General features: G+C 51.2%; 10 protein-coding genes. 9 read left to right on the forward strand and 1 reads right to left on the reverse strand.

The genetic code is table 11. The features are described 5' to 3' along the window. Positions 1-200: 200 nt before the first annotated feature. Positions 201-1,994 (reverse strand): aminopeptidase P family protein, encoded by a 1,794-nt coding sequence (locus ACO4R2_RS03685; RefSeq protein WP_484769215.1) that lies wholly within the window; start codon positions 1,992-1,994, stop codon positions 201-203. 240 nt (positions 1,995-2,234) lie between these two features. On the opposite strand from ACO4R2_RS03685, the gene ACO4R2_RS03690 reads away from it, so the two are divergent. The 9 genes from ACO4R2_RS03690 to ACO4R2_RS03730 all read left to right on the forward strand — a co-directional run bounded on the left by ACO4R2_RS03690 (position 2,235) and on the right by ACO4R2_RS03730 (position 19,567). After that, positions 2,235-3,227 carry a malate dehydrogenase gene (locus ACO4R2_RS03690; protein ID WP_484769216.1) on the forward strand — a complete coding sequence of 331 codons (993 nt, stop codon included), beginning with the start codon at positions 2,235-2,237 and terminating at the stop codon, positions 3,225-3,227. A gap of 405 nt (positions 3,228-3,632) precedes the next feature. Then, entirely contained in the window at positions 3,633-7,163 is a 3,531-nt protein-coding gene (locus ACO4R2_RS03695; RefSeq protein WP_484769217.1) for a family 20 glycosylhydrolase, read from the forward strand. Between the two features lie 330 nt (positions 7,164-7,493). Next, positions 7,494-10,313 carry a leucine--tRNA ligase gene (leuS, locus tag ACO4R2_RS03700; protein ID WP_484769218.1) on the forward strand — a complete coding sequence of 940 codons (2,820 nt, stop codon included), beginning with the start codon at positions 7,494-7,496 and terminating at the stop codon, positions 10,311-10,313. 57 nt (positions 10,314-10,370) lie between these two features. Further along, a complete protein-coding gene (locus ACO4R2_RS03705) occupies positions 10,371-11,423 on the forward strand; it encodes a YitT family protein (RefSeq protein WP_484769219.1) in 1,053 nt (350 codons plus the stop codon). Continuing rightward, on the forward strand, positions 11,420-12,232 hold the full coding sequence (locus ACO4R2_RS03710) for an O-fucosyltransferase family protein (protein WP_484769220.1): 813 nt from the start codon (positions 11,420-11,422) through the stop codon (positions 12,230-12,232). The genes ACO4R2_RS03705 and ACO4R2_RS03710 overlap by 4 nt, the downstream gene beginning before the upstream one ends. An 11-nt stretch (positions 12,233-12,243) precedes the next feature. Continuing rightward, positions 12,244-12,828: a non-canonical purine NTP diphosphatase gene (locus ACO4R2_RS03715; protein WP_484769221.1), complete on the forward strand. Its 585-nt coding sequence runs from the start codon at positions 12,244-12,246 to the stop codon at positions 12,826-12,828. Between the two features lie 40 nt (positions 12,829-12,868). Continuing rightward, a complete protein-coding gene (gene porZ / locus ACO4R2_RS03720; RefSeq protein WP_484769222.1) occupies positions 12,869-15,181 on the forward strand; it encodes a type IX secretion system anionic LPS delivery protein PorZ in 2,313 nt (770 codons plus the stop codon). Positions 15,182-15,425: 244 nt separating this feature from the next. Next, the gene (locus ACO4R2_RS03725; protein WP_311490279.1) at positions 15,426-15,689 is read left to right on the forward strand and encodes an HU family DNA-binding protein; all 264 of its coding nucleotides are present in this window, start codon (positions 15,426-15,428) and stop codon (positions 15,687-15,689) included. Between the two features lie 335 nt (positions 15,690-16,024). Then, on the forward strand, positions 16,025-19,567 hold the full coding sequence (locus ACO4R2_RS03730; protein ID WP_484769223.1) for a lamin tail domain-containing protein: 3,543 nt from the start codon (positions 16,025-16,027) through the stop codon (positions 19,565-19,567). Positions 19,568-19,800 lie beyond the last annotated feature (233 nt).

Consider the following 19,800-nt stretch of genomic DNA (forward strand, 5'->3'; position numbering starts at 1 on the left):
TCAGTGCGGCGGCGTCCTGCACGCCAAAGATGAGAAAAGGTTCTTCTTATGTTATTCTTTAGTTAGAATATGACTTCATAAAATGAAGAAGCTCCCAAGTATGCTGTCTGTCGACGCGCCTGGGGGCTTCTTATAGCTTCTTATACATCTAAATATTTCTTTCTGACGCAAAGGTATTTTCTTATTCCATTCATCAATGCTTAAAACTCTCTTGTGGCCACTTCGAGCCATGCGCGATGGGCGGGGTCGGAGAGGAGAGGGAGCAGTCGGCGGCGCACTTCGGCGTGGTAGTTGTTGAGCCAGCAGATTTCTTCGGGAGTGAGCATTTCGCGCACGATGGGGCGCAGATCGATGGGGCAGAGCGTGAGGGTTTCGAATCGACAGAAATGGCCAAACGGGGTTTCGCCATCGTCGACAACGAGGAGCGTGTTCTCTATTCGCACACCAAACTTACCCGACACATAGAGACCAGGTTCGTTCGTGATGGTCATGCCCGGACGGAAACCAACGAGGGTGCATTGGCGCACGTTTTTCCGTATCTGATGAGGCCCTTCGTGTACACAGAGGTGAGCACCCACGCCGTGTCCTGTACCGTGCCCGAAGTCGTACCCCTCCTGCCACATAGCGCGGCGCGCGGCATAGTCGAGTTCCAGTCCGGAAGTGCCGATGGGAAAACGCGCCGACGAAAGAGCAATGTGGCCTTTCAGTACGAGCGTGTACACTCTCCGCTCCTCGTCTGTGAGCGGTCCGCATGGCAGCGTTCGCGTGATGTCTGTAGTGCCGTCCACATACTGTGCGCCGCTGTCGAGGAGGAGGAAGCCCCCTCCATCAATAGGCGCATTGGTGGTTTCGTCAGCTTCGTAGTGGACGATAGCCCCATGCGAGCCGTAGGCCGCAATGGTGCTGAAACTTAGTCCGCAGAACTTTTCTTCTTTGCTTCGTTCTGCTGTTAGTTCTTTATCGATGCGCAGTTCGTCCCACGCCTCGTTTTCGGGGCGGGCTTCCCATTTCTCCAAAAATCTCACCATGGCGCAGCCGTCTTTCTCCATGGCTCTTCTGAATCCCTCCTGCTCGGCAGGTGTTTTGATGGCGCGGAGCGCGGGAACGGGGGAGGAAACGAGCGGACATTTCAGGTGAGCATCTAATGCGGTGCGCATCACTTGGATGTTTACTTCGTGGGGGATAGCGATAGAGTCCAGCTCGGAGGGGATGAGTTCTTTCCAACCATCGTAGGGACGTACTTCTATGTGGTTTTCTTGGAGGTATTCGCTGACGGCAGGCGTGAGTTGATGCTCATCCACGAAAAGCACGCTGTTTCCCTCACGGCGCAGGAGCAGATAACTCATGAAGACGGGGTTAAACTCGATGTCGTCACCTCTTAGATTGAGCGTCCAGGCGATTTCAGAGAGATCCGAGAGCAGAAGTGCCTGCGGCTCGGTCTCCTTCAGGTTTTTCCAGATGAGTGTTATCTTTTCATCGACCGACATCCCTGTATACTCCAGCGGTTGCAATACGAGGGGGCGTTGCGGCAAGGCAGGACGATTTGTCCAAAGTTCGTCGAAAGGATCTTCCGCCGTAGCTGTGAGTTGGTAGGAAGCATCCTCCAGTAGATCCGTGTATTCTGCCATCGTTATTGTGCCGCCGAAACAGCCCACTGTGGCCCGTGCAGGTAGTTGGGTGCTGAGCCATTCTTTCAGCGACGGCACACCCTCGTCGCCATCCCGCATGAGTTGAAACGGCGTTCCCTCAAGCTGTTCCGCCGCCTGCAACCAGTAGCGAGAATCTGTCCAAAGTGCCGCCGCATCCTTAGTGACCACGGCAATACCCGCCGAGCCCGTGAAGCCCGTAAGCCATTCCCGACACTTCCAATGGTCGGCCAGATATTCAGAATTATGAGGGTCGGCAGTTGGTATGATAAAAGCCTGGAGCGCATTGTGGCGTTCCATCCAGTTGCGCAGAGCGTCGACGCGCTTGGTGATGATTTCGTTGAGCATGATGATTTTGTGAAAGCATTTGTTAGGTGGCAGAGAGGTTCTCCGCCTTATTTTTTCATGCCGAAGTTACGATTTTTTTAATCAAAAAGACAAAAGTGCAAATCCTTTTGGCCTTTCGATAAGAAAAATTAGAGTATTCCTTGTGAAAGTCCCGAAAGAATTTGGTACTTTTGCGGTATCTACAAATAGGAGCAGAAATGCTCATCTTTTGAACGAACAAATTTTTTAATTTATACACCAATGGCATATTTAAGTAATGAGAAACTGGTCATCGTCGGTGCTGGCGGTATGATTGGTTCAAACATGGTGCAGAGCGTATTGATGCTCGGCTTGACTCCCAACGTTTGTCTGTATGATATCTTTGAACCGGGTCTCCACGGTGTAGCTGACGAAATCGCTCAGTGCGGTTTCCCTGGTGCAAACATCACATGGACAACTAACCCCGAAGAAGCTTTCACAGGCGCAAAGTATATCATCTCTTCAGGTGGTGCTCCTCGCAAGGAAGGCATGACTCGTGAGGACCTCCTCAAGGGCAATTGCAAAATTGCAGCTGAGTTCGGCGATTTCATCAAGAAGTACTGCCCAGACGTGAAGCACGTTGTGGTGATCTTCAACCCCGCTGACGTAACAGCTCTGACAGCTCTGATCCACTCCGGCTTGAAGCCCAACCAGCTCACCTCTCTCGCAGCGCTCGACTCTACTCGTTTGCAGCAGGCTTTGGCTCTCGAATTCGGTGTTCAGCAGGACGCAGTGACTGGCGCTCATACTTACGGTGGTCACGGCGAGCAGATGGCCGTTTTCGCATCTCAGGTGAAGGTAGACGGTAAGCCCCTTTGCGAGATGGGTCTCTCTGACGAAAAGTGGGAAGACATCAAGCACCGCACGGTTCAAGGCGGTTCAAACATCATCAAGCTTCGTGGCCGTAGCTCTTTCCAGAGCCCCGCTTACAACGCTGTTAAGATGATTGAAGCTGCAATGGGTGGCGAGAAGTTCACCTTGCCCGCAGGCTGCTACGTAAACCACGACGCGCTCGGTTTCAAGAACGTGATGATGGCTATGCCTACAACGATCGACGCTACGGGCGTACATTTCGTTGAGCCGAAGGGTACTGCTGACGAATTGGCAAGCTTGCAGAAATCTTACGAGCATCTTTGCAAGATGCGCGACGAGATTGTTGAGCTCGGCATCATTCCTCCTGTAGCAGAATGGAAAGAAATGAATCCGAATCTCTAATCCGCGATTCAATTCATTAAAGATAGAAGGGACACGCTTTGGTGTGTCCCTTTATTGTATCCTTTTGTCAGAAAAAGCGATTGTTGTGCGAACTGGCTCAATACTGCCCATGAGCGCGGACTGCTGCGGCGCGAAAAATATCCTTATTGTGTCAGCTGACGCAATAAGGATGTCAGCTGACAGCCTTATTGTATTTTCAAACGCAATAAGGATATTTTTTGTGGGCTATAAGGAAGGACGAAATCTGCCTTTTTTGCTCGTTTTTTGAGCGAATAAAAACTACTTTTCTATTATATGCCTCGAAAAGAAATAAATTGTTTTGTTGTGTGTAAGCAAAAGTGTACATTTGTGCACTTAATCGCAAAAATTACCTAACTAATATTCAAATACCTAAACCAAATTATAATGAAAAGAAACCTTTACCTGTTCTTTTTTCTGATGGCGGTGCTTTTTGCTCCCCAAGCTATGGCGGGCACTTTCCCAACCATCAGTACCAGCAGCAAAACTGTCTGGTATTACCTTCGCTTTACCAAAGGCGACTATGTGCTGACGGGCTCCTCCGTTGGTCAGCCTTGTATCGCGAGTTTCGCAGCTCGGCGCGAATACCAGCTGTGGAAAGTGGAGGGCACAAGCGCACAAGGCTACACGCTCACCAATCAACTCGGTCAGACACTGACCTATGCTGGTAGATCTTCGGGTTCAGAACTCTATTGTGCCAATGCTGCCAGCAACAATTCTCGCTTCGATATTCCCACATTTCAGGGCGAACTGACCCTTAAGCCCCACGGCGAAACGGGCAACCTTTGTGTCAATGTTTGGGGCGGTATGGGGCTTGGTAATCCTATCAAATTCTATTCTCCCGGCGATGCCAACTCCGTAGTGGCTTTTGTGGAAGAAAAGAACTTGAACTCTACCAGTGCCACCCTTCCCCTTATTCCTTACCCCGCTTCCGTAGTGAAAAGCGAAGGTACATTGGCTGTGAATACGCTCAAAGGAATTGTGGCCACAGGCGACTCCCTCAAGATGCTCGCCCAGACCTTTGCCGATGATTTGCAGCGCACGTCTGGCATTGCTTTGCCCACTCTCGAACAGCAACCCACTACTGGTGCGGGACAGAACAGCCCCGCCGTTACGCTTGCCATCAATTCTGCGCTCGGTCAGGAAGCCTACCGACTGACAATCAAGGCCGACGGCGTAAAGATTGAAGGTGGTGCATACGGTGGGGTCTTTTATGCACTACAAACCTTACGACAGTTGTTGCCGCGCAGCATCTATGGTAAGACGCTCGACAATAAATCAGCTTGGACACTGCCCTATCTGACCATTCAGGATGCCCCACAACTTGGCTACCGCGGCTTTCAGCTCGATGTGTCGCGCCATTTCTTTACGAAAGAAGAAGTGGAAAAACTCCTCGATGCGGCTTCTGTTTACAAACTCAATCGTTTCCACTGGCATTTGACTGATGATCAGGGCTGGCGCATTGAGATTCCTGAATATCCGCGCTTGACCACCGTTGGCGCAGTGCGCAATCGCTCACTGACGCTCAACGACCCAACTAAGGGCGTTGACTTCTTCGACGACACCGAGTACGGACGCGGTTGTTTCTACACCCTCAACGATTTGCGCGAGATTGTGGACTACGCTCGTGCACGCAATATCGAAATTATCCCCGAAATTGACATGCCGGGCCACATGGTGGCTGCCGTAGCGGCTTACCCCTGGCTGTCGTGCGACTCAACGAAGCACTACACGGTGCGCGCTGAGAAAGGTATCAGCACCGACGTTCTCAACGTGGGCGACGACCGCGTGATCGATTTCTTGAAGTGCGTGCTCGGCCACGTTGTTGACGTGTTCCCCAGCCGCTACATACACCTTGGTGGCGATGAATGCCCCACCACCGTTTGGCGTACTAACAAGCAATGCCAAGACCGCATTAAAAACGAAGGTCTTAGTGGTGTTGAAGAACTCCAGCCCTGGCTCGTTGAAACCCTCGGCACTTGGCTCAAGACAGAATACGGCCGCGATGTGGTAGTTTGGGACGAACTTATCAACCATTGGAAAAATTCGTACACTGTAAAGCCCGTCGTGATGGCATATTCTTCGCCCGAGCGCATCAAAGCATCTGTGGCGAAAGGTTTCACCAGTATCTTCGCGCCCACCTTCCCGCTCTATTTCGACATCTTGCAGGTGTCGCCCGCTCAAACCGAGATCGACGCCCCCTACATTGGTGGCTACGGCGACGGATACGTGAACAGCGTTGACAAAGTTTACAACGTGAACCCCATGGCTATGGTGAGCGGCAAGGAGAAGCTCCTACTCGGTGCGCAAGCCTGTCTCTGGACGGAGAGTTGCAACAACAATGCTGCTGCCGAGTATCAGCTCTATCCGCGCTTGCTGGCTCTCAGCGAAATGTCTTGGTTGCCGCAAGCAAAGCGCCGTTTCACTGATTTCTACCTCCGTTTGCAAACCCACGCAGCTTTGCTCGATACACTCAAAATCACTTACGCGAAACATTTCTTTGAGACACCGCGACAAACAGCTGCTGAAAAGGCATTGACCGAAGCCGACACACTGTTGGCGCAGAGCCATCCAGGCGCAGTGGGCTACCCCGCACAAACCGACTACAACCTGTTGCAGGCGGCTGCCAACGCTTTCCGTGCCGACACAGCCAATGTGGCCAACCTCGCAGCCCTCACGCAGCAGATTGCCAACTACAAGAAAGCCGACGTGAAGCTCCCCGAGGCGGGCAAGGTTTATCAGCTCGTGAGCGCTTCTACTTACTATCGTAAACGCTTTGCAGGTTCTACGCTCTATACTGTAGGTGATAATCTGAAGATCCACTACACACCGCAGACAGAGCCCGAAGAACTCTTCCTTTTCCAGCCGCAGCAGCGCGGAGGATATGTGCTCCGTTCGGTTTTCAACGGAAAAAAACTCCAACTTGCCAATGTGGATGCGAAAGCAGCTTTGAACGACAAGGATTCCACCGTTGTGTTCGTGCGCAAAGCCATGACGGCCACCGCTCCCTACGACTATCAGGCAGGTGTCCTGAATCTGCGTAGCAACAAGGGCGTGCTCTCTGTGAATGTGGCCGGTTTTGCCACGACAGGCACCGACTCCGCTCTTTGCTATCCCGGTTGCTGGCGCATCGTGGAGGTGACGGATTTCACGGCGCAGCTTCAAGGTCTTGTCAACAAGGCAAACCGCATTCTCTCCAATAGTCGTCCGGGCGAAGTGGGCGAACCTACCGCCGAAGCCCTCAACTTCCTCCGCTCTTCCGTGGTAGATCCTGCTACGGCCGATGTGGCTGCTGGTAGCGTGAGCCGTGAAACTTTCCAACGCTATACAGACCTCTACGAGCAGTACAGCAAAATGAAACGCACCTCTGTGCTTGACGGCTTGAGCAGCGACTACTATTATTACATCCAAAACGGCTATTTCACCGCACAATATGCCGCTGGCGATGCCGTTGCTAAGGAAGTGAAATCCAAAACCCTCGTGGAGAACAACGATAGCTATCTCTGGGTGATTGAGAAGCAAGCTAACGGTTCGGTACGTCTGCGTAATAAATTGACAAATACTTATGCCTATGTGACCTCTTCAGCAATAGACCAGGGAGTCAAGCTGGGGCAGGCTTATTCATGGGAATTGAAACTCGTCACTACGGACCAAGGCAACGAAGCCATCGCTATCGTTGTTCCGAATGCGCAGAACGGTTGGTACACAAATGTGAACACCTGGAAGAATGTCCTGCTGAAACCCTACACTTGGGGCGCAAGCGTTTGGAACTTTGTGCGCAAGGGCAAGACAACAGGTATCGAAGCTCCCACCGTGCAGACTGAAAAAGAAAATAAGATCTACGACCTGCAAGGCCGTCGCGTGTTGACGCCCACTTCTGGCGTTTACATCATCAACGGCGAAAAGGTTGTGAAATAACACGAGAGCCACATGGGTCATCACCTCCTTTGAATGGTGATGGCACCCATAAGGCTACCGATTTCTCCCATAAGGGCGTTGGCTGACACAATAAGGCTGTCAGCTGATGCCCTTATTGTATCCGCTGGTTTCCTTATTGTGTCAGCCGACAGCCTTATTGTATTTTTCTGCCGCCTTATTCTGTGGGGCAATATCTCGCTTGGAAGGTAGCGGAGCGTAAGAAAGTTGGAGCACACAATAAGCGCGTGGCCGAAAATCGTGGTTTATCCTTTTGCTTTGTGCAGGCTTTCAAGTAATTTAGCCCCCAAATAACAAAACGCGATAATCAGAATGGATTATAACTTTAGAGAAATCGAGAAAAAATGGCGCGAACAATGGGCCAAGGATAAGACGTATCACGTTGAGATGGATGCGTCGAAACCCAAGTTCTACGTACTGAATATGTTTCCCTATCCCTCTGGTGCTGGGCTTCATGTGGGGCATCCGCTGGGCTACATCGCCAGCGACATCTATGCTCGCTACAAGCGGCAGAAGGGTTTCAACGTGCTGAATCCTATGGGCTATGATGCCTATGGCTTGCCCGCTGAACAATATGCCATTCAAACGGGACAGCATCCGGCAGTGACCACGGAGAAGAACATTGCCCGCTATCGCGAACAGCTTGACAAGATTGGTTTCAGCTTCGACTGGGACCGCGAGATACGCACCTGCGACCCGCAGTACTACCACTGGACGCAATGGGCCTTTACCAAAATGTTCAATTCGTTCTATTGCAACAAATGCCAGGCAGCACAGCCCATCGAACACCTCACGGCCCACTTTGCCGAAAAGGGAACGGCCGAGCTGGATGTGGCTCAGAGCGAAGAACTCAGTTTCACGGCTGAGGAATGGAACAGCTACGACAGCGTGAAGCAACAGCAAGTGTTGATGAACTACCGCATCGCCTATCTGGGCGAAACGATGGTGAACTGGTGTCCAGCTCTCGGAACGGTGTTGGCCAACGATGAAGTGGTCGATGGCGTTAGCGAGCGCGGCGGCCACCCCGTGGTGCAGCAGAAGATGAAGCAATGGTGCTTGCGCGTGAGTGCATACGCTCAACGCCTGCTCGACGGTCTCGACACGCTCGACTGGAGCGATTCTATCAAAGAAACACAGCGCAACTGGATTGGCCGCAGCGAAGGCACGGAAATGCAGTTCCGCATCAAGGGGCAAGAAGAGCCCGTCACAATTTTTACTACGCGCGCCGATACTATCTTCGGTGTGACGTTCATGGTGTTAGCACCCGAGAGCGAACTCGTGGAGCGTCTCACTACGCCCGAGCAGCAAGCAGCTGTGAAGGAATATGTTGAGGCCACGAAGAAACGCACCGAGCGCGAGCGCATCGCCGACCGCCGTGTGACAGGTGTGTTCTCAGGTTCGTATGGCATCAATCCGTTCACTGGTGCAGAAGTGCCCGTGTGGATCAGCGACTATGTGCTGGCTGGTTACGGCACGGGAGCCATCATGGCAGTACCCGCGCACGACAGCCGCGACTATGCCTTTGCGCGCCACTTCAACCTGCCCATCATTCCGCTTATCGAAGGGGCTGATGTGAGCGAGGAAAGTTTCGACGCTAAGGAGGGAACTGTCACCAACAGTCCTGCCGCTGGCACTGAGAGCCTCGAAGGCTTCAGCCTGAACGGCCTGACGGTGAAAGAAGCCATCGCCGCTACCAAGGAGTTTGTCACCGCTCACAACCTGGGCCGTGTGAAAATCAACTATCGCCTGCGCGACGCCATCTTCAGTCGTCAGCGCTATTGGGGCGAGCCATTCCCCGTTTACTACAAGGACGGTATGCCGCAGATGATCCCAGAGGATTGTCTCCCCATCCTGCTTCCCGAAGTGACAAAGTTCCTCCCCACCGAAACCGGTGAACCTCCATTGGGCAACGCCACTCGTTGGGCGTGGGACGAAGAGAACCGCTGCATTGTTGAAAACGCTAAAATCGACAACAAAACCGTTTTCCCCATCGAACTCAGTACGATGCCCGGCTTTGCAGGCAGTTCGGCCTATTACCTCCGCTATATGGATCCCCGCAACGATAAAGCCCTTGTGGACGAGAAGGTGGATGCCTATTGGCGCAACGTGGACCTCTACGTGGGCGGTTCGGAACACGCCACCGGCCATTTGATCTACAGCCGATTCTGGAACAAATTCCTCCACGACAACGGCGTGAGCTGTGAGGAAGAACCCTACCGCAAACTCGTGAATCAGGGCATGATTCAGGGCCGCTCCAACTTCGTGTACCGCATCAAGGACACCAACACGTTTGTGAGCCTCGGACTCAAAGATAAGTATGAGACAACGCCCCTCCACGTGGATGTAAACATCGTTGAGAATGACATCCTCGACACCGAAGCCTTCCGCAAATGGCGCCCCGAATTTGAAACGGCCGAATTTGTGCTGGAGGACGGAAAATACGTATGCGGCTGGGCAGTAGAGAAAATGAGTAAGTCGATGTTCAACGTAGTGAACCCCGACGACATTATAGACCGCTACGGCGCGGACACCCTCCGCCTCTACGAGATGTTCCTCGGTCCGATCAGTCAGAGTAAGCCCTGGGACAGCAACGGCGTTGACGGCTCCGCTCGCTTCTTGCGCCGCTTCTGGAACCTCTTTGAAACCATCGAAGAGACAGAGCCTACGAAGGACAACCTCAAAAGCCTCCACAAGCTCATCAAGAAAGTGAGCGAAGACATTGAGGAATTCTCCTACAACACAAGTATTCCGGCCTTTATGGTAGCTACAACGGAGCTGGGACAGCAGAAGTGCCACAGTCGCAAGGTGTTAGAGCAGCTTGTAGCCCTTCTCGCATCCTTCGCCCCCTACATCTGCGAGGAACTCTGGCAGCGGCTCGGTCACACAGAGAGTGTGGTAAACGCTCCCTGGCCTGAGTTTGACGAGAGCTACCTCAAGGAGGACACCATCACAATGTCCGTCTCCTTTAACGGTAAGACGCGCTTCACCATCGACGTGGCAGCTGATGCTCCGAAGGAGGAAGTGGAGAAGATCGCCCTCGAAAACGAGAACACAGCTCGCTATCTCGATGGCAAGCAGATTGTGAAGATTATCGTAGTGCCCGGACGCATCGTTAATATCGTTATCAAATAAAAACATCTCAAAGCTCCTCCCCAGTGGGAGGGGCTCTTCCTTACTTCAAACAATGCTATGCTAGGTTTTAACAAACCCGTTGTCACGAAAGAGCAAGTGTTCTTGGAACTGAAAGACTACTTGTTTATCACTTTCGGCCTCGCGCTCTACGCTGTGGGCGTAAACTGCTTCATGTTGCCTTATCAAATCACGTCGGGCGGCGTTGCGGGTATCGGTTCGATCCTGTTCTATGGTTTCGGGCTTCCTATTGCCGTGACGTATTTCTCCGTCAATGTGTTCCTGCTCATACTCTCGGTGAAGATTATGGGCTGGCGGTTCAGCATCAAGACCATCTATGGAGTTCTCATGCTTACACTGTTCCTCCAGTTAGGGCACGACTTCATGATCAACTTTGGTATGACCCACCCTGGAGAGTTTGATATTATCTATAAGAATATGCCACAGATTGTTCGGAAGGACGCGTTTATGAGTACCGTTCTCGGAGCGTCCTGCGAAGGTATCGGTCTGGGCATCGTCTTTCTCTCCAACGGCTCTACAGGCGGCACGGACATCATTGCAGCTATTATCAACAAATACAAAGACGTCACGCTGGGGCAGGTGATTATGTTTGTCGACATCTTCATCATTTCCTCCAGTATACTCCTCAATACCGTCAATATATCGCAACTGCTCTACGGCTACTGCACGCTGATCGTTACGAATATATTGCTGGACTTCGTGGTGGATAGAGGTCGACAATCCGTGCAGTTCTTTATTTTCTCCAACAAATACGGCGATATTGCCGATGCCATCACCTCTACAGGGCGCGGCGTGACCGTACTCGATGGTGAAGGCTGGTACACCCACGCTTCGCGCAAGGTGCTAGTGGTGCTGGCCAAGAAGCGTGAAAGCGGACAAATCTTCCGTTTCATTCAGAACATCGACCCCGAAGCCTTCGTCAGTCAGTCGAAAGTTATCGGCGTCTTCGGTTACGGCTTCGATCGCATAAAAGCCAAACGCCAAGCCAAGGCTGCACCGAAACGCGAGAATCTACCAACGCCCGAAGAAGAACACCTCGTGGTGCCCGAATGGACAACGCTCAACGGCTACGAGCCTGGCAAGGAAAAATGAAACAAGTCACGATAGTTCCTCAGGGCGGACTGTGCAACCGGCTTCGCGTTGTGCTCTCCGCCCTGACGCTTTCTCGCCCCGATGTCAGCCTGCGAGTGGACTGGGCCTGCAATGCCGAATGCCGCGCCAACTTTGCCGACCTCTTCGCAACAGCTCCGCTCACGCCGCTCCTGATTGGCGAGCGGCGTTGGTGGAACGTGCCGCAGTCGCGCCGCAACCTGCACTTGCCCGCCTTGTTGCGCCGTGCCTGCTACGACCTCCAGCTCGTCAATTTCAATGGAGCCACCGATAGCCGTTTGCCGCGACTCATCGACACCTATAATAATATATATGTGTCCACGGGTTATGTTCTCCAGCCTTATGCTGCCCATTTTGCGCAACTTCTGCACCCCGTGCCAGCTTTGCAGCAGCGCATCGACGACCTCTGCCGTACGTTTGAGGATAGGGTAGTGGGCGTCCACATTCGCCGTACCGACAGCGTGCGCTCCATAGCCGAAAGCACCGATGCCGCTTTTCTTTCCGCCATGCAGCGAGAGGTGGACGCCGATGTCAACGTGCGCTTCTTCCTCGCCACTGATTCGCTCGCGCTCCGCGCCCATTTGGAAAAAGCCTTCCCTGGTCGCATCGTAGCGCAGCCCGTTCAGAGCGTTCGGCGCGACACGCTCGCTGGTATGCAAGATGCCGTGGTCGACCTCTTCTGCTTGTCGCGCACAAGGAAACTCTTAGGCAGCTATTGGTCGTCCTTTTCCGATATGGCCGCAGAACTTTCGGGCATCCCCCTCCAAATAGTAAAAACATCACACCCCTAAAGAAATAGAATATGAAACGCCTCGTTTTCGCCACTAACAACGTTCACAAACTCGAAGAAATACGCGCCATCTTGGGCAATCATATCGAACTGCTCAGTTTGGCTGACATCCATTGCGACACCGATATTCCCGAAACCGCTGACACCCTCGAAGGTAACGCGCTCATAAAGGCGCGCTACGTTTATAGCCACTACGGTCTCGACTGCTTTGCCGACGACACCGGCTTGGAGGTGACCGCCCTCGGGGGTCGCCCCGGAGTTCACACTGCCCGCTATGCCTACCCCGATCGCCACGATGCAGAGGCCAACACCGCCCTTCTGCTCGAAGAACTAAAAAATAAATCGGACCGCAGCGCAAGATTCCGCACCGTTATCGCGTTAATAGAGAAAGGGGAGGAGCACCTCTTCGAAGGCATCGTTGAGGGAACGATTGCTCCAGAGAAGCGCGGCACACAGGGCTTTGGCTACGACCCCGTCTTTTCTCCCGAGCAAACGGGCAAGACCTTTGCCGAGTTGGGCACTGAGGTGAAAAACCACATCAGCCACCGCGCCCGCGCCGTTGCGAAGCTCGTAGAGTTTCTCAACAAAGAGAAATAAAACGCCACCCCCTCCCCGTTCACCACAATCCTTTATCCGAATGCGCAAACTCTCAATCCTTCTGGCCACGCTGCTGCTTGTGTTCGTCACGGCTTCGGCCACGGCCACCGATGGTTGGACACTCTTTCCGGCCTATCATAACTGCATCTTCAATCAGCCTGCGGCCGACCGCATCTACGCCCTCTATGATGGCAATTTGCTCTCTTACAGTCCAGCGGACTCCGAGGTGCGCCAACTCACGAAGCTAACAGGGCTCAGCGATAAGTCCATAAGTCTGATGGGCTATTCCACCACGCAGCGTTGCCTCGTCTTGGTCTATGCTAACGCAAATATCGACCTGCTCTTCGACAATGGCCGCATCCTCAACATCCCGCAGCTCAAAACGAGCAACGATGGTACGGCACAGCTCAACGCCCTCAATGTGGCGGGCGACTGGGCGGCGTTGGCCACCAGTACGGGCGTTGTCGTCATCGACCTCAAGAAGAGGGAGGTGAAAGGTTCTTATGTTTTGGGGACCAACTGCCGTGCGGCGGCTATCTTCAATGGGGCAATCTTTGCCGCGCGGAATGGCGCACTGACTTATTGCCTGCTCTCCGACAATCCCTCCGATGCCACGCGTTGGCGGACGGCGCGCAGCGAAACGGCCCTCCAGCTAATGCCGTTTGCGGGCCGACTTTTCTATTCCTCTGCTGCAGGTCTCTATGCCCTCACGGGGTCGCCCGCTGCGGGGAACCTCGCAGTTAGTCAGCTTTCGGCATCTGTCTTCACCTCTTTTTATGCCGATGCTCAGAAGGCGGTCTTTGCCAACGCTTCGGAAGTGAATGTTTGCGAAGCCACTCGTCCCGACAACCTCTCGAGTTATGCTGCCAACGCGTCGTGGAAACAAGTCACTCGCGCCAATAATGGAACGTTTTGGGTGACTACTTCGGAGGGACAGCTCCAAGCTTACAAACTCAGCGGAAGTGCCTTTCAGGCAATGGAGACACCCATAGGTGGCTACGGTCCGAAGCGCGACCTCTGTTATTATATGTATTATGCTGGCCCGCGCCTGCTGGTGGCTGGCGGACGCCTCGACCCCTACGATCGGGTGCACTATCCTGCCACGTTGATGGCCTATGAAAACAATCGTTGGAGTTCCTTCCAAGAAACCGGCGTTGCGGCAAAAACGGGCGTGGTCTACCGCGATATAACGAGCGTCATTCAGGACCCCGCCGATGCGTCCCACCATTTCGCCACCAGCACCACAGGGCTTTACGAGTTCCGCAATCAGCAATTCCTTAAATACTATTCCAACGACAATGCAGCCCTTCAGTCGGCCGTGCCCGATGGGAATAAACGCTACATTCGTTTGGATGGCTTGAGCTATGATAAGCAGGGCAATCTCTGGATGGTCAATAATCAGGTGGACACCGTTTTGCGCGTGCTCTTGGCCGATGGTTCTTGGGCAAAAGTATATTCCCCCTCACTGCGCATGGCTCCCACGCTCGAGCGTACGCTGATTGATGCTAACAACAACCTGTGGGTGGCTTCACGCCGTACGGTGAGCAATCATGTGTCGGGACTTCTCTGCTTGAATTTCAATAGTACGCCCGCCAATCTTTCTGATGATGTCGAGCGCTATCGTTCGGCCGCTCTCAACGAAGACGGAACGCAGGTGGATCTCCAAAGTGTCTATGCCCTTGCGCAGGATCGCAGTGGCTGGCTTTGGGTGGGAACGGCAAACGGCGTCTTTGTTGTGGAAAAACCGGCAGATTGGTTCAAAGAGGACTTTACCATCACGCAGGTGAAAGTGCCGCGCAACGATGGTACTAATTATGCCGACTATTTGCTGGCCAATGTCGCTGTTTCGGCCATAGCGGTGGATGGCGCGAATCGTAAGTGGCTCGGAACCTACGGCAGTGGCTTGTATCTCGTAAGCCCCGACGGAACAAAAATCTTAGCGCATTTCACAGCAGCTAAAACGCCGCTACTCTCCGACAATATATACAGCTTGGCGGTCAATTCGGAGACGGGCGAAGTTATGATAGGCACCGATGCAGGCTTGTGTTCCTATCAAGGTAAAGCCACGCGACCATCCCAGAAGCTCGACGAGCAACAGGTGAAAGTATATCCCAACCCCGTCCATCCTGACTATCAAGGGAATATCACCATCACCGGACTGACAGAAAACGCTGAAGTGAAAGTGATGACCACAGGCGGGCAGGTAGTAGCCGGTGGCCGATCGATTGGTGGCTCTTTTGTGTGGGACGCCTGCAACCAAAACGGGCAGCGAGTGGCAACGGGAGTCTACTACATCCTTGTGGTCACCGCCGATGCAGGCAGTGGCATAGTGGCCAAAGTGACCATCATATAACATCTTTTGCGGAGTGCGCGTCGCCTCAAAGTTTGGGTGACGAGTACTCCGCAAGAGTTTTATCAACAAAGCTCAAAAAACTTCGCAAATAAGAGATAAAGTAAGATTTCTCCCGTGAAAAGTGTATTTTGGTATGTTTTTTAGTAGAAAATATACGAAAAATTTGTGCAACTCTTTAAGTTACTTTATATTTGCCCTGTATTTAACGGAATTTATAAGTATTATTTTTTAAAATACAATAGCAATGAACAAAAGTGAATTAGTTAAAGCTATCGCCGAAAACGCTCAGCTGAGCCAGGCAGATGCTAAGAAAGCGCTCGATGCTACTCTTGAAGCAATCGCAGGTGCAATGAAAGAAGGTGACAAAGTAGCTCTCGTTGGTTTCGGTACTTTCTCTGTTTCAGAGCGTGCTGCTCGCGAAGGTCGTAACCCGGCAACTGGCGAGAAGATGACAATCGCTGCTAAGAAGGTCGTTAAGTTCAAAGCAGGTGCAGAACTTGCATTCTAAATGAATAAAAAGGCTGGAGATTTCTCTTTCTCCAGCCTTTTTTGTGTCTTGATATAACTGTGCTGGACTATATTTGATATAGTCCTAAAAAGGGGGAAGCGTCCCACCAAAAGTATATAAATAAGATCCGTCTTTTTAGAGCGTTTTTATTTCTTTCTGCCATCGTCCGACAAGAGAATATTCCCAGTTGAGAATATCCCAAAAGAGAAGTTTTTACTATAAAATAAATATAAAACTCTCGCATTTTAGATTATTCGCTGTAACTTTGCAGCGGTATATATTAAAACATGAATCTTTTTAAGTGTTAGGATAACTAAACACAAAGACTATCTTGTATGAGAAAATTTTTACTTTTTGGATGGATGCTCCAAGTGTCCATGTGCTCTTTTGCGGCACAAAATCTGAAGAAAATAGGGGTCGATGAAGGCCCGAAAACTTCAGGCATTGTCATAAACGAGATCCAGGCCTCCAATGTGGATATGTTCGTGGATCCTTCGTTTAATTATGGAGGGTGGATTGAACTCTATAACCCTACGTCTTCACCCGTCGATTTGAGCCGTTGTTTCATCAGTGACGATGCAACGAACTTGAAGAAATGGGCCCTTGAAAAGTCTGTGGGGATGATTCCTGCAAAAGGATTTGCCACACTCTGGTTCGACCATCATAGTCAATATGCAGAGTCGCAAATTGGCTTTGAGTTGGAGAGTAAAGGGGCAACCCTGTATATCAGTGATGCCGATGGGACTATTATCACTCAGCAGAAATATCCCAAAGCTATGAGTCGCACTTCCTATGCACGAACAACCGATGGCGGGACCAAATGGGCTGTAACTGCTATGCCAACGCCGGGCCGCACGAATGCCACAAGTATCTTCGCCGAAAAACGTGTGAAGAAGCCCGAAGTGAGCGTGTCAAGTCAGCGAATTAATGGCCCGATTAGCTTTGATGTGAAGATTCCGCAAAACACTACGCTGCGCTACACCACGGACGGTTCAGCACCAACATGGACGCATGGTGAGACATCTACTGACGGACATTTCACCGTGAGCGATGCGGCTGTGTTCCGCTTTTGTCTCTTTCAGGAGGGTAAACTTCCCAGCCATGTGGTGACACGTTCTTTCTTTAAGGACAATAAGCAAAACTTGCTTCCCATCCTTTCCGTAGTGTCAGCTCCCGAAAATCTCTATGGCGATTCGCTCGGCGTTTTCGTGACAGGTGTTAATGGCAAACCCGGTAATGGCTCTGTAGAACCGCGCAACTGGAACATGGATTGGGACAGACCTGTGAGCATGGAGCTCATCTCTCGTGATAACAAATCGCTCTTCAGGCAAGAAACAAATCTTTCTATCTGTGGAGGATGGAGTAGGAGTAATGTGCCTCATTCCTTTAAGCTGAAAGCCAACAATATCTATGATGGTGAGAACACGCTTGATTATCCGTTCTTTTCTGCCAAACCTTTCATCCGCAACAAAACCTTGCAGATGCGTTCGGGCGGTAATGATAGTTTCGGCCGTTTTAAGGATCCTGCACTGCAAACTATTGTCCTCTCTTCAGGACTATACATTGATGGACAGTCCTACGAACCCGTTCTGACCTACGTCAATGGGAAATACAACGGTGTGATGAATATTCGTGAACCGAATAATAAGCATTATTCTTTCGCTAACTATGGTTTGTCTTCTGACGAACAAGACCAATTCGAGATGGATGGCTCGCTGGGCTATCAACAGATGGCTGGAACGGACGACAGCTTCAAACTTTGGCGACAGCTGGCCGAGCGTTGCACAGAAGACAGTGTGTACGAGCGTATCACTAAAATGGTCGATATCGATGAGTATTGCAACTATTGGGCTTCGCTGCTCTATCTCGAACCGCTCGACTGGGGACATAATAATATCAAAGGATTCAGAGGCAAAGCTGAGGGAAGCAAATGGCACCACGTCATGTTTGACCTCGATAGTGCTTTTGACGGTGATATGAACAAGATGCTTAATACCGTAGAAAGGTACTACACCGCAGTGGAACGCCCTGGAAGCGTTGTCGTAAGGGAACTCGCTCCAACCATCATATTCCGCAATATGCTTAAGAATGCTACTTTCCGTAAGCATTTTATAGATGCGTTCTGTATCATCTCAGGTAGTGTCTTCGAACCTAGTCGCTGTACGCACATTGTGGACAGTCTGCTCAACAATGTCAAAGAAGCTATGTTTGCAGAGGGAATCTCTCCTCTGGGCTCTGCTGGAACCATCAAAAACAAACTAACGGCAGAACGTCAGGCGGCTATGATTGCCAAACTGAAAGCTCATCCTTTGATGGAACTCAATGGCGTCGAAGCTGAACAACTGAATCTTTCTACCAATCTGCCGGAGGCTCGACTGCTGATCAATGACCAACCCGTGCCAACCAATAGCTTCAGAGGTGCACTCTTTTCGCCGATTCAGATCAAAGCCGTAGCACCTGCGGGCTATCGCTTCACGGGATGGAAGAATGTACAGCCCAATTCCTCCAACCTAATTCAAAAAGAAAGTAACTGGGACTTCTACGATAAAGGCTCACTGGACGATCAAAACTGGAAAGCACCCAACTATAATAGTGCTTCATGGAAGCAAGGACGCGCGCCGTTGGGCTTCTCCAAAACTGGGGTGGGCTTCAATACGCAAATTAGCTATGGTGCGGATGCTGCCAACAAAATCCCTACTTACTATTTCAGAAAGACCATCACACTCCCTGCGCGACCAATGCCGACCGATGTCTTTAACTTCAACTTCAACGTGGATGACGGGTGCGTAATCTATCTCAATGGAGTAGAAGTGGGACGACACAACATGAACCCCGGAACGCCTACATACACCGACTTCGCTTCTACCTTCGCTGACGAGTACGATAGGGCTACGATAACCATTAGTCCAGAACTCTTCAAAGCTGGGAAAAATGTAATTGCTGTTGAAGTACACAACGTCTCAGCTCCTTCTTCCGATATTTATTGGGACGCATCACTCGAACTAAAATCTTCGGCAACGGACAATGATTATGTGAGTACGAATCCCGTATATGAGCTGCCGGCAGAGGGGAGCTATGAACTGGTGGCAAGTTTCGAACCTCTCAACGCTGAAGATTTGGCATACACTGAAAATCGTCCAGTGAAAGTGAATGAAATCAGTGCTTCAAACAGTGTCTTTGTCAATGAGTATGGGAAAAAAGACGATTGGATAGAATTGTACAACACCACAGATGAACCTCTCAATGTAGAAGGTATGTATCTCACCAACGACTTCCGCAACCCCGAGCTCTTCCGCATCTCTGGCGGAGATAGTATCAACACTGTCATCCCGCCTCATGGCCATCTCGTGGTATGGGCTTCTAAGCGCATTCAGAAAAAACAGTTGCATGCCAACTTCAAACTGGCGGCTGAAAAAGGCTATGTGATGCTAACTTCTGCGGATCGTACCTGGAGCGATACGCTCACCTATAAACTACACAATGGAGATCAATCTATCGGACTTTATCCTGATGGAGGCACTCAGGCCTATCTGATGGATAAACCAACCATTGGTGCAGCAAATATTTACACTATGTATGCTGAACCTTATGCCGATGATAAGAATAGTTTGGTAACTTCCCTTCCTTCTCTCATCTCTCGTATGGGAGGCTTAAGCATTGCCTTCGACGGACAGGCCTTGACCCTCAAGAGTGAATACGATACCCATTGCCGCCTGGAGATATTCAATGCCTCTGGACAAAAGATTTCCTCGAAGACCGTCCAACTCCCCGAAGGCTTCTCACAAGAATCTGTGAACAACCTACCAGTTGGTATCTATGTGGCTCGCCTGAGTGACAACGACGGCAACTACTGCTCCGTGAAATTCATTCGAAAATAACACATATCCCATTCTTAACCTAAAGCGCTGAAGTCCTCCAACTTCAGCGCTTTTTCTATGCGCTAACTCCAATTAGTTAGCACACCCACCAAGAGCCGTATCTAAAAAAATATGCATTCTTACCTTTTCCGCTACTCCTTATAATATAGCTTCACCACAATAAGCCTGTGAGCTGACGCAATAAGGCTATCAGCTGACATCCTTATTGTATTTTCAAACGCAATAAGGAAGCC

The sequence above is a fragment of the Alloprevotella sp. genome, assembly GCF_057240785.1.

Coding starts and splice junctions, on each gene's coding strand:
- ACO4R2_RS03715 (WP_484769221.1), top strand. CDS start 12,244: ATGAAACGCCTCGTTTTCGCCACTAACAACGTTCACAAACTCGAAGAA.
- ACO4R2_RS03690 (WP_484769216.1), top strand. CDS start 2,235: ATGGCATATTTAAGTAATGAGAAACTGGTCATCGTCGGTGCTGGCGGT.
- porZ (WP_484769222.1), top strand. CDS start 12,869: ATGCGCAAACTCTCAATCCTTCTGGCCACGCTGCTGCTTGTGTTCGTC.
- ACO4R2_RS03710 (WP_484769220.1), top strand. CDS start 11,420: ATGAAACAAGTCACGATAGTTCCTCAGGGCGGACTGTGCAACCGGCTT.
- ACO4R2_RS03705 (WP_484769219.1), top strand. CDS start 10,371: ATGCTAGGTTTTAACAAACCCGTTGTCACGAAAGAGCAAGTGTTCTTG.
- ACO4R2_RS03695 (WP_484769217.1), top strand. CDS start 3,633: ATGAAAAGAAACCTTTACCTGTTCTTTTTTCTGATGGCGGTGCTTTTT.
- leuS (WP_484769218.1), top strand. CDS start 7,494: ATGGATTATAACTTTAGAGAAATCGAGAAAAAATGGCGCGAACAATGG.
- ACO4R2_RS03725 (WP_311490279.1), top strand. CDS start 15,426: ATGAACAAAAGTGAATTAGTTAAAGCTATCGCCGAAAACGCTCAGCTG.
- ACO4R2_RS03685 (WP_484769215.1), bottom strand. CDS start 1,994: ATGCTCAACGAAATCATCACCAAGCGCGTCGACGCTCTGCGCAACTGG.
- ACO4R2_RS03730 (WP_484769223.1), top strand. CDS start 16,025: ATGAGAAAATTTTTACTTTTTGGATGGATGCTCCAAGTGTCCATGTGC.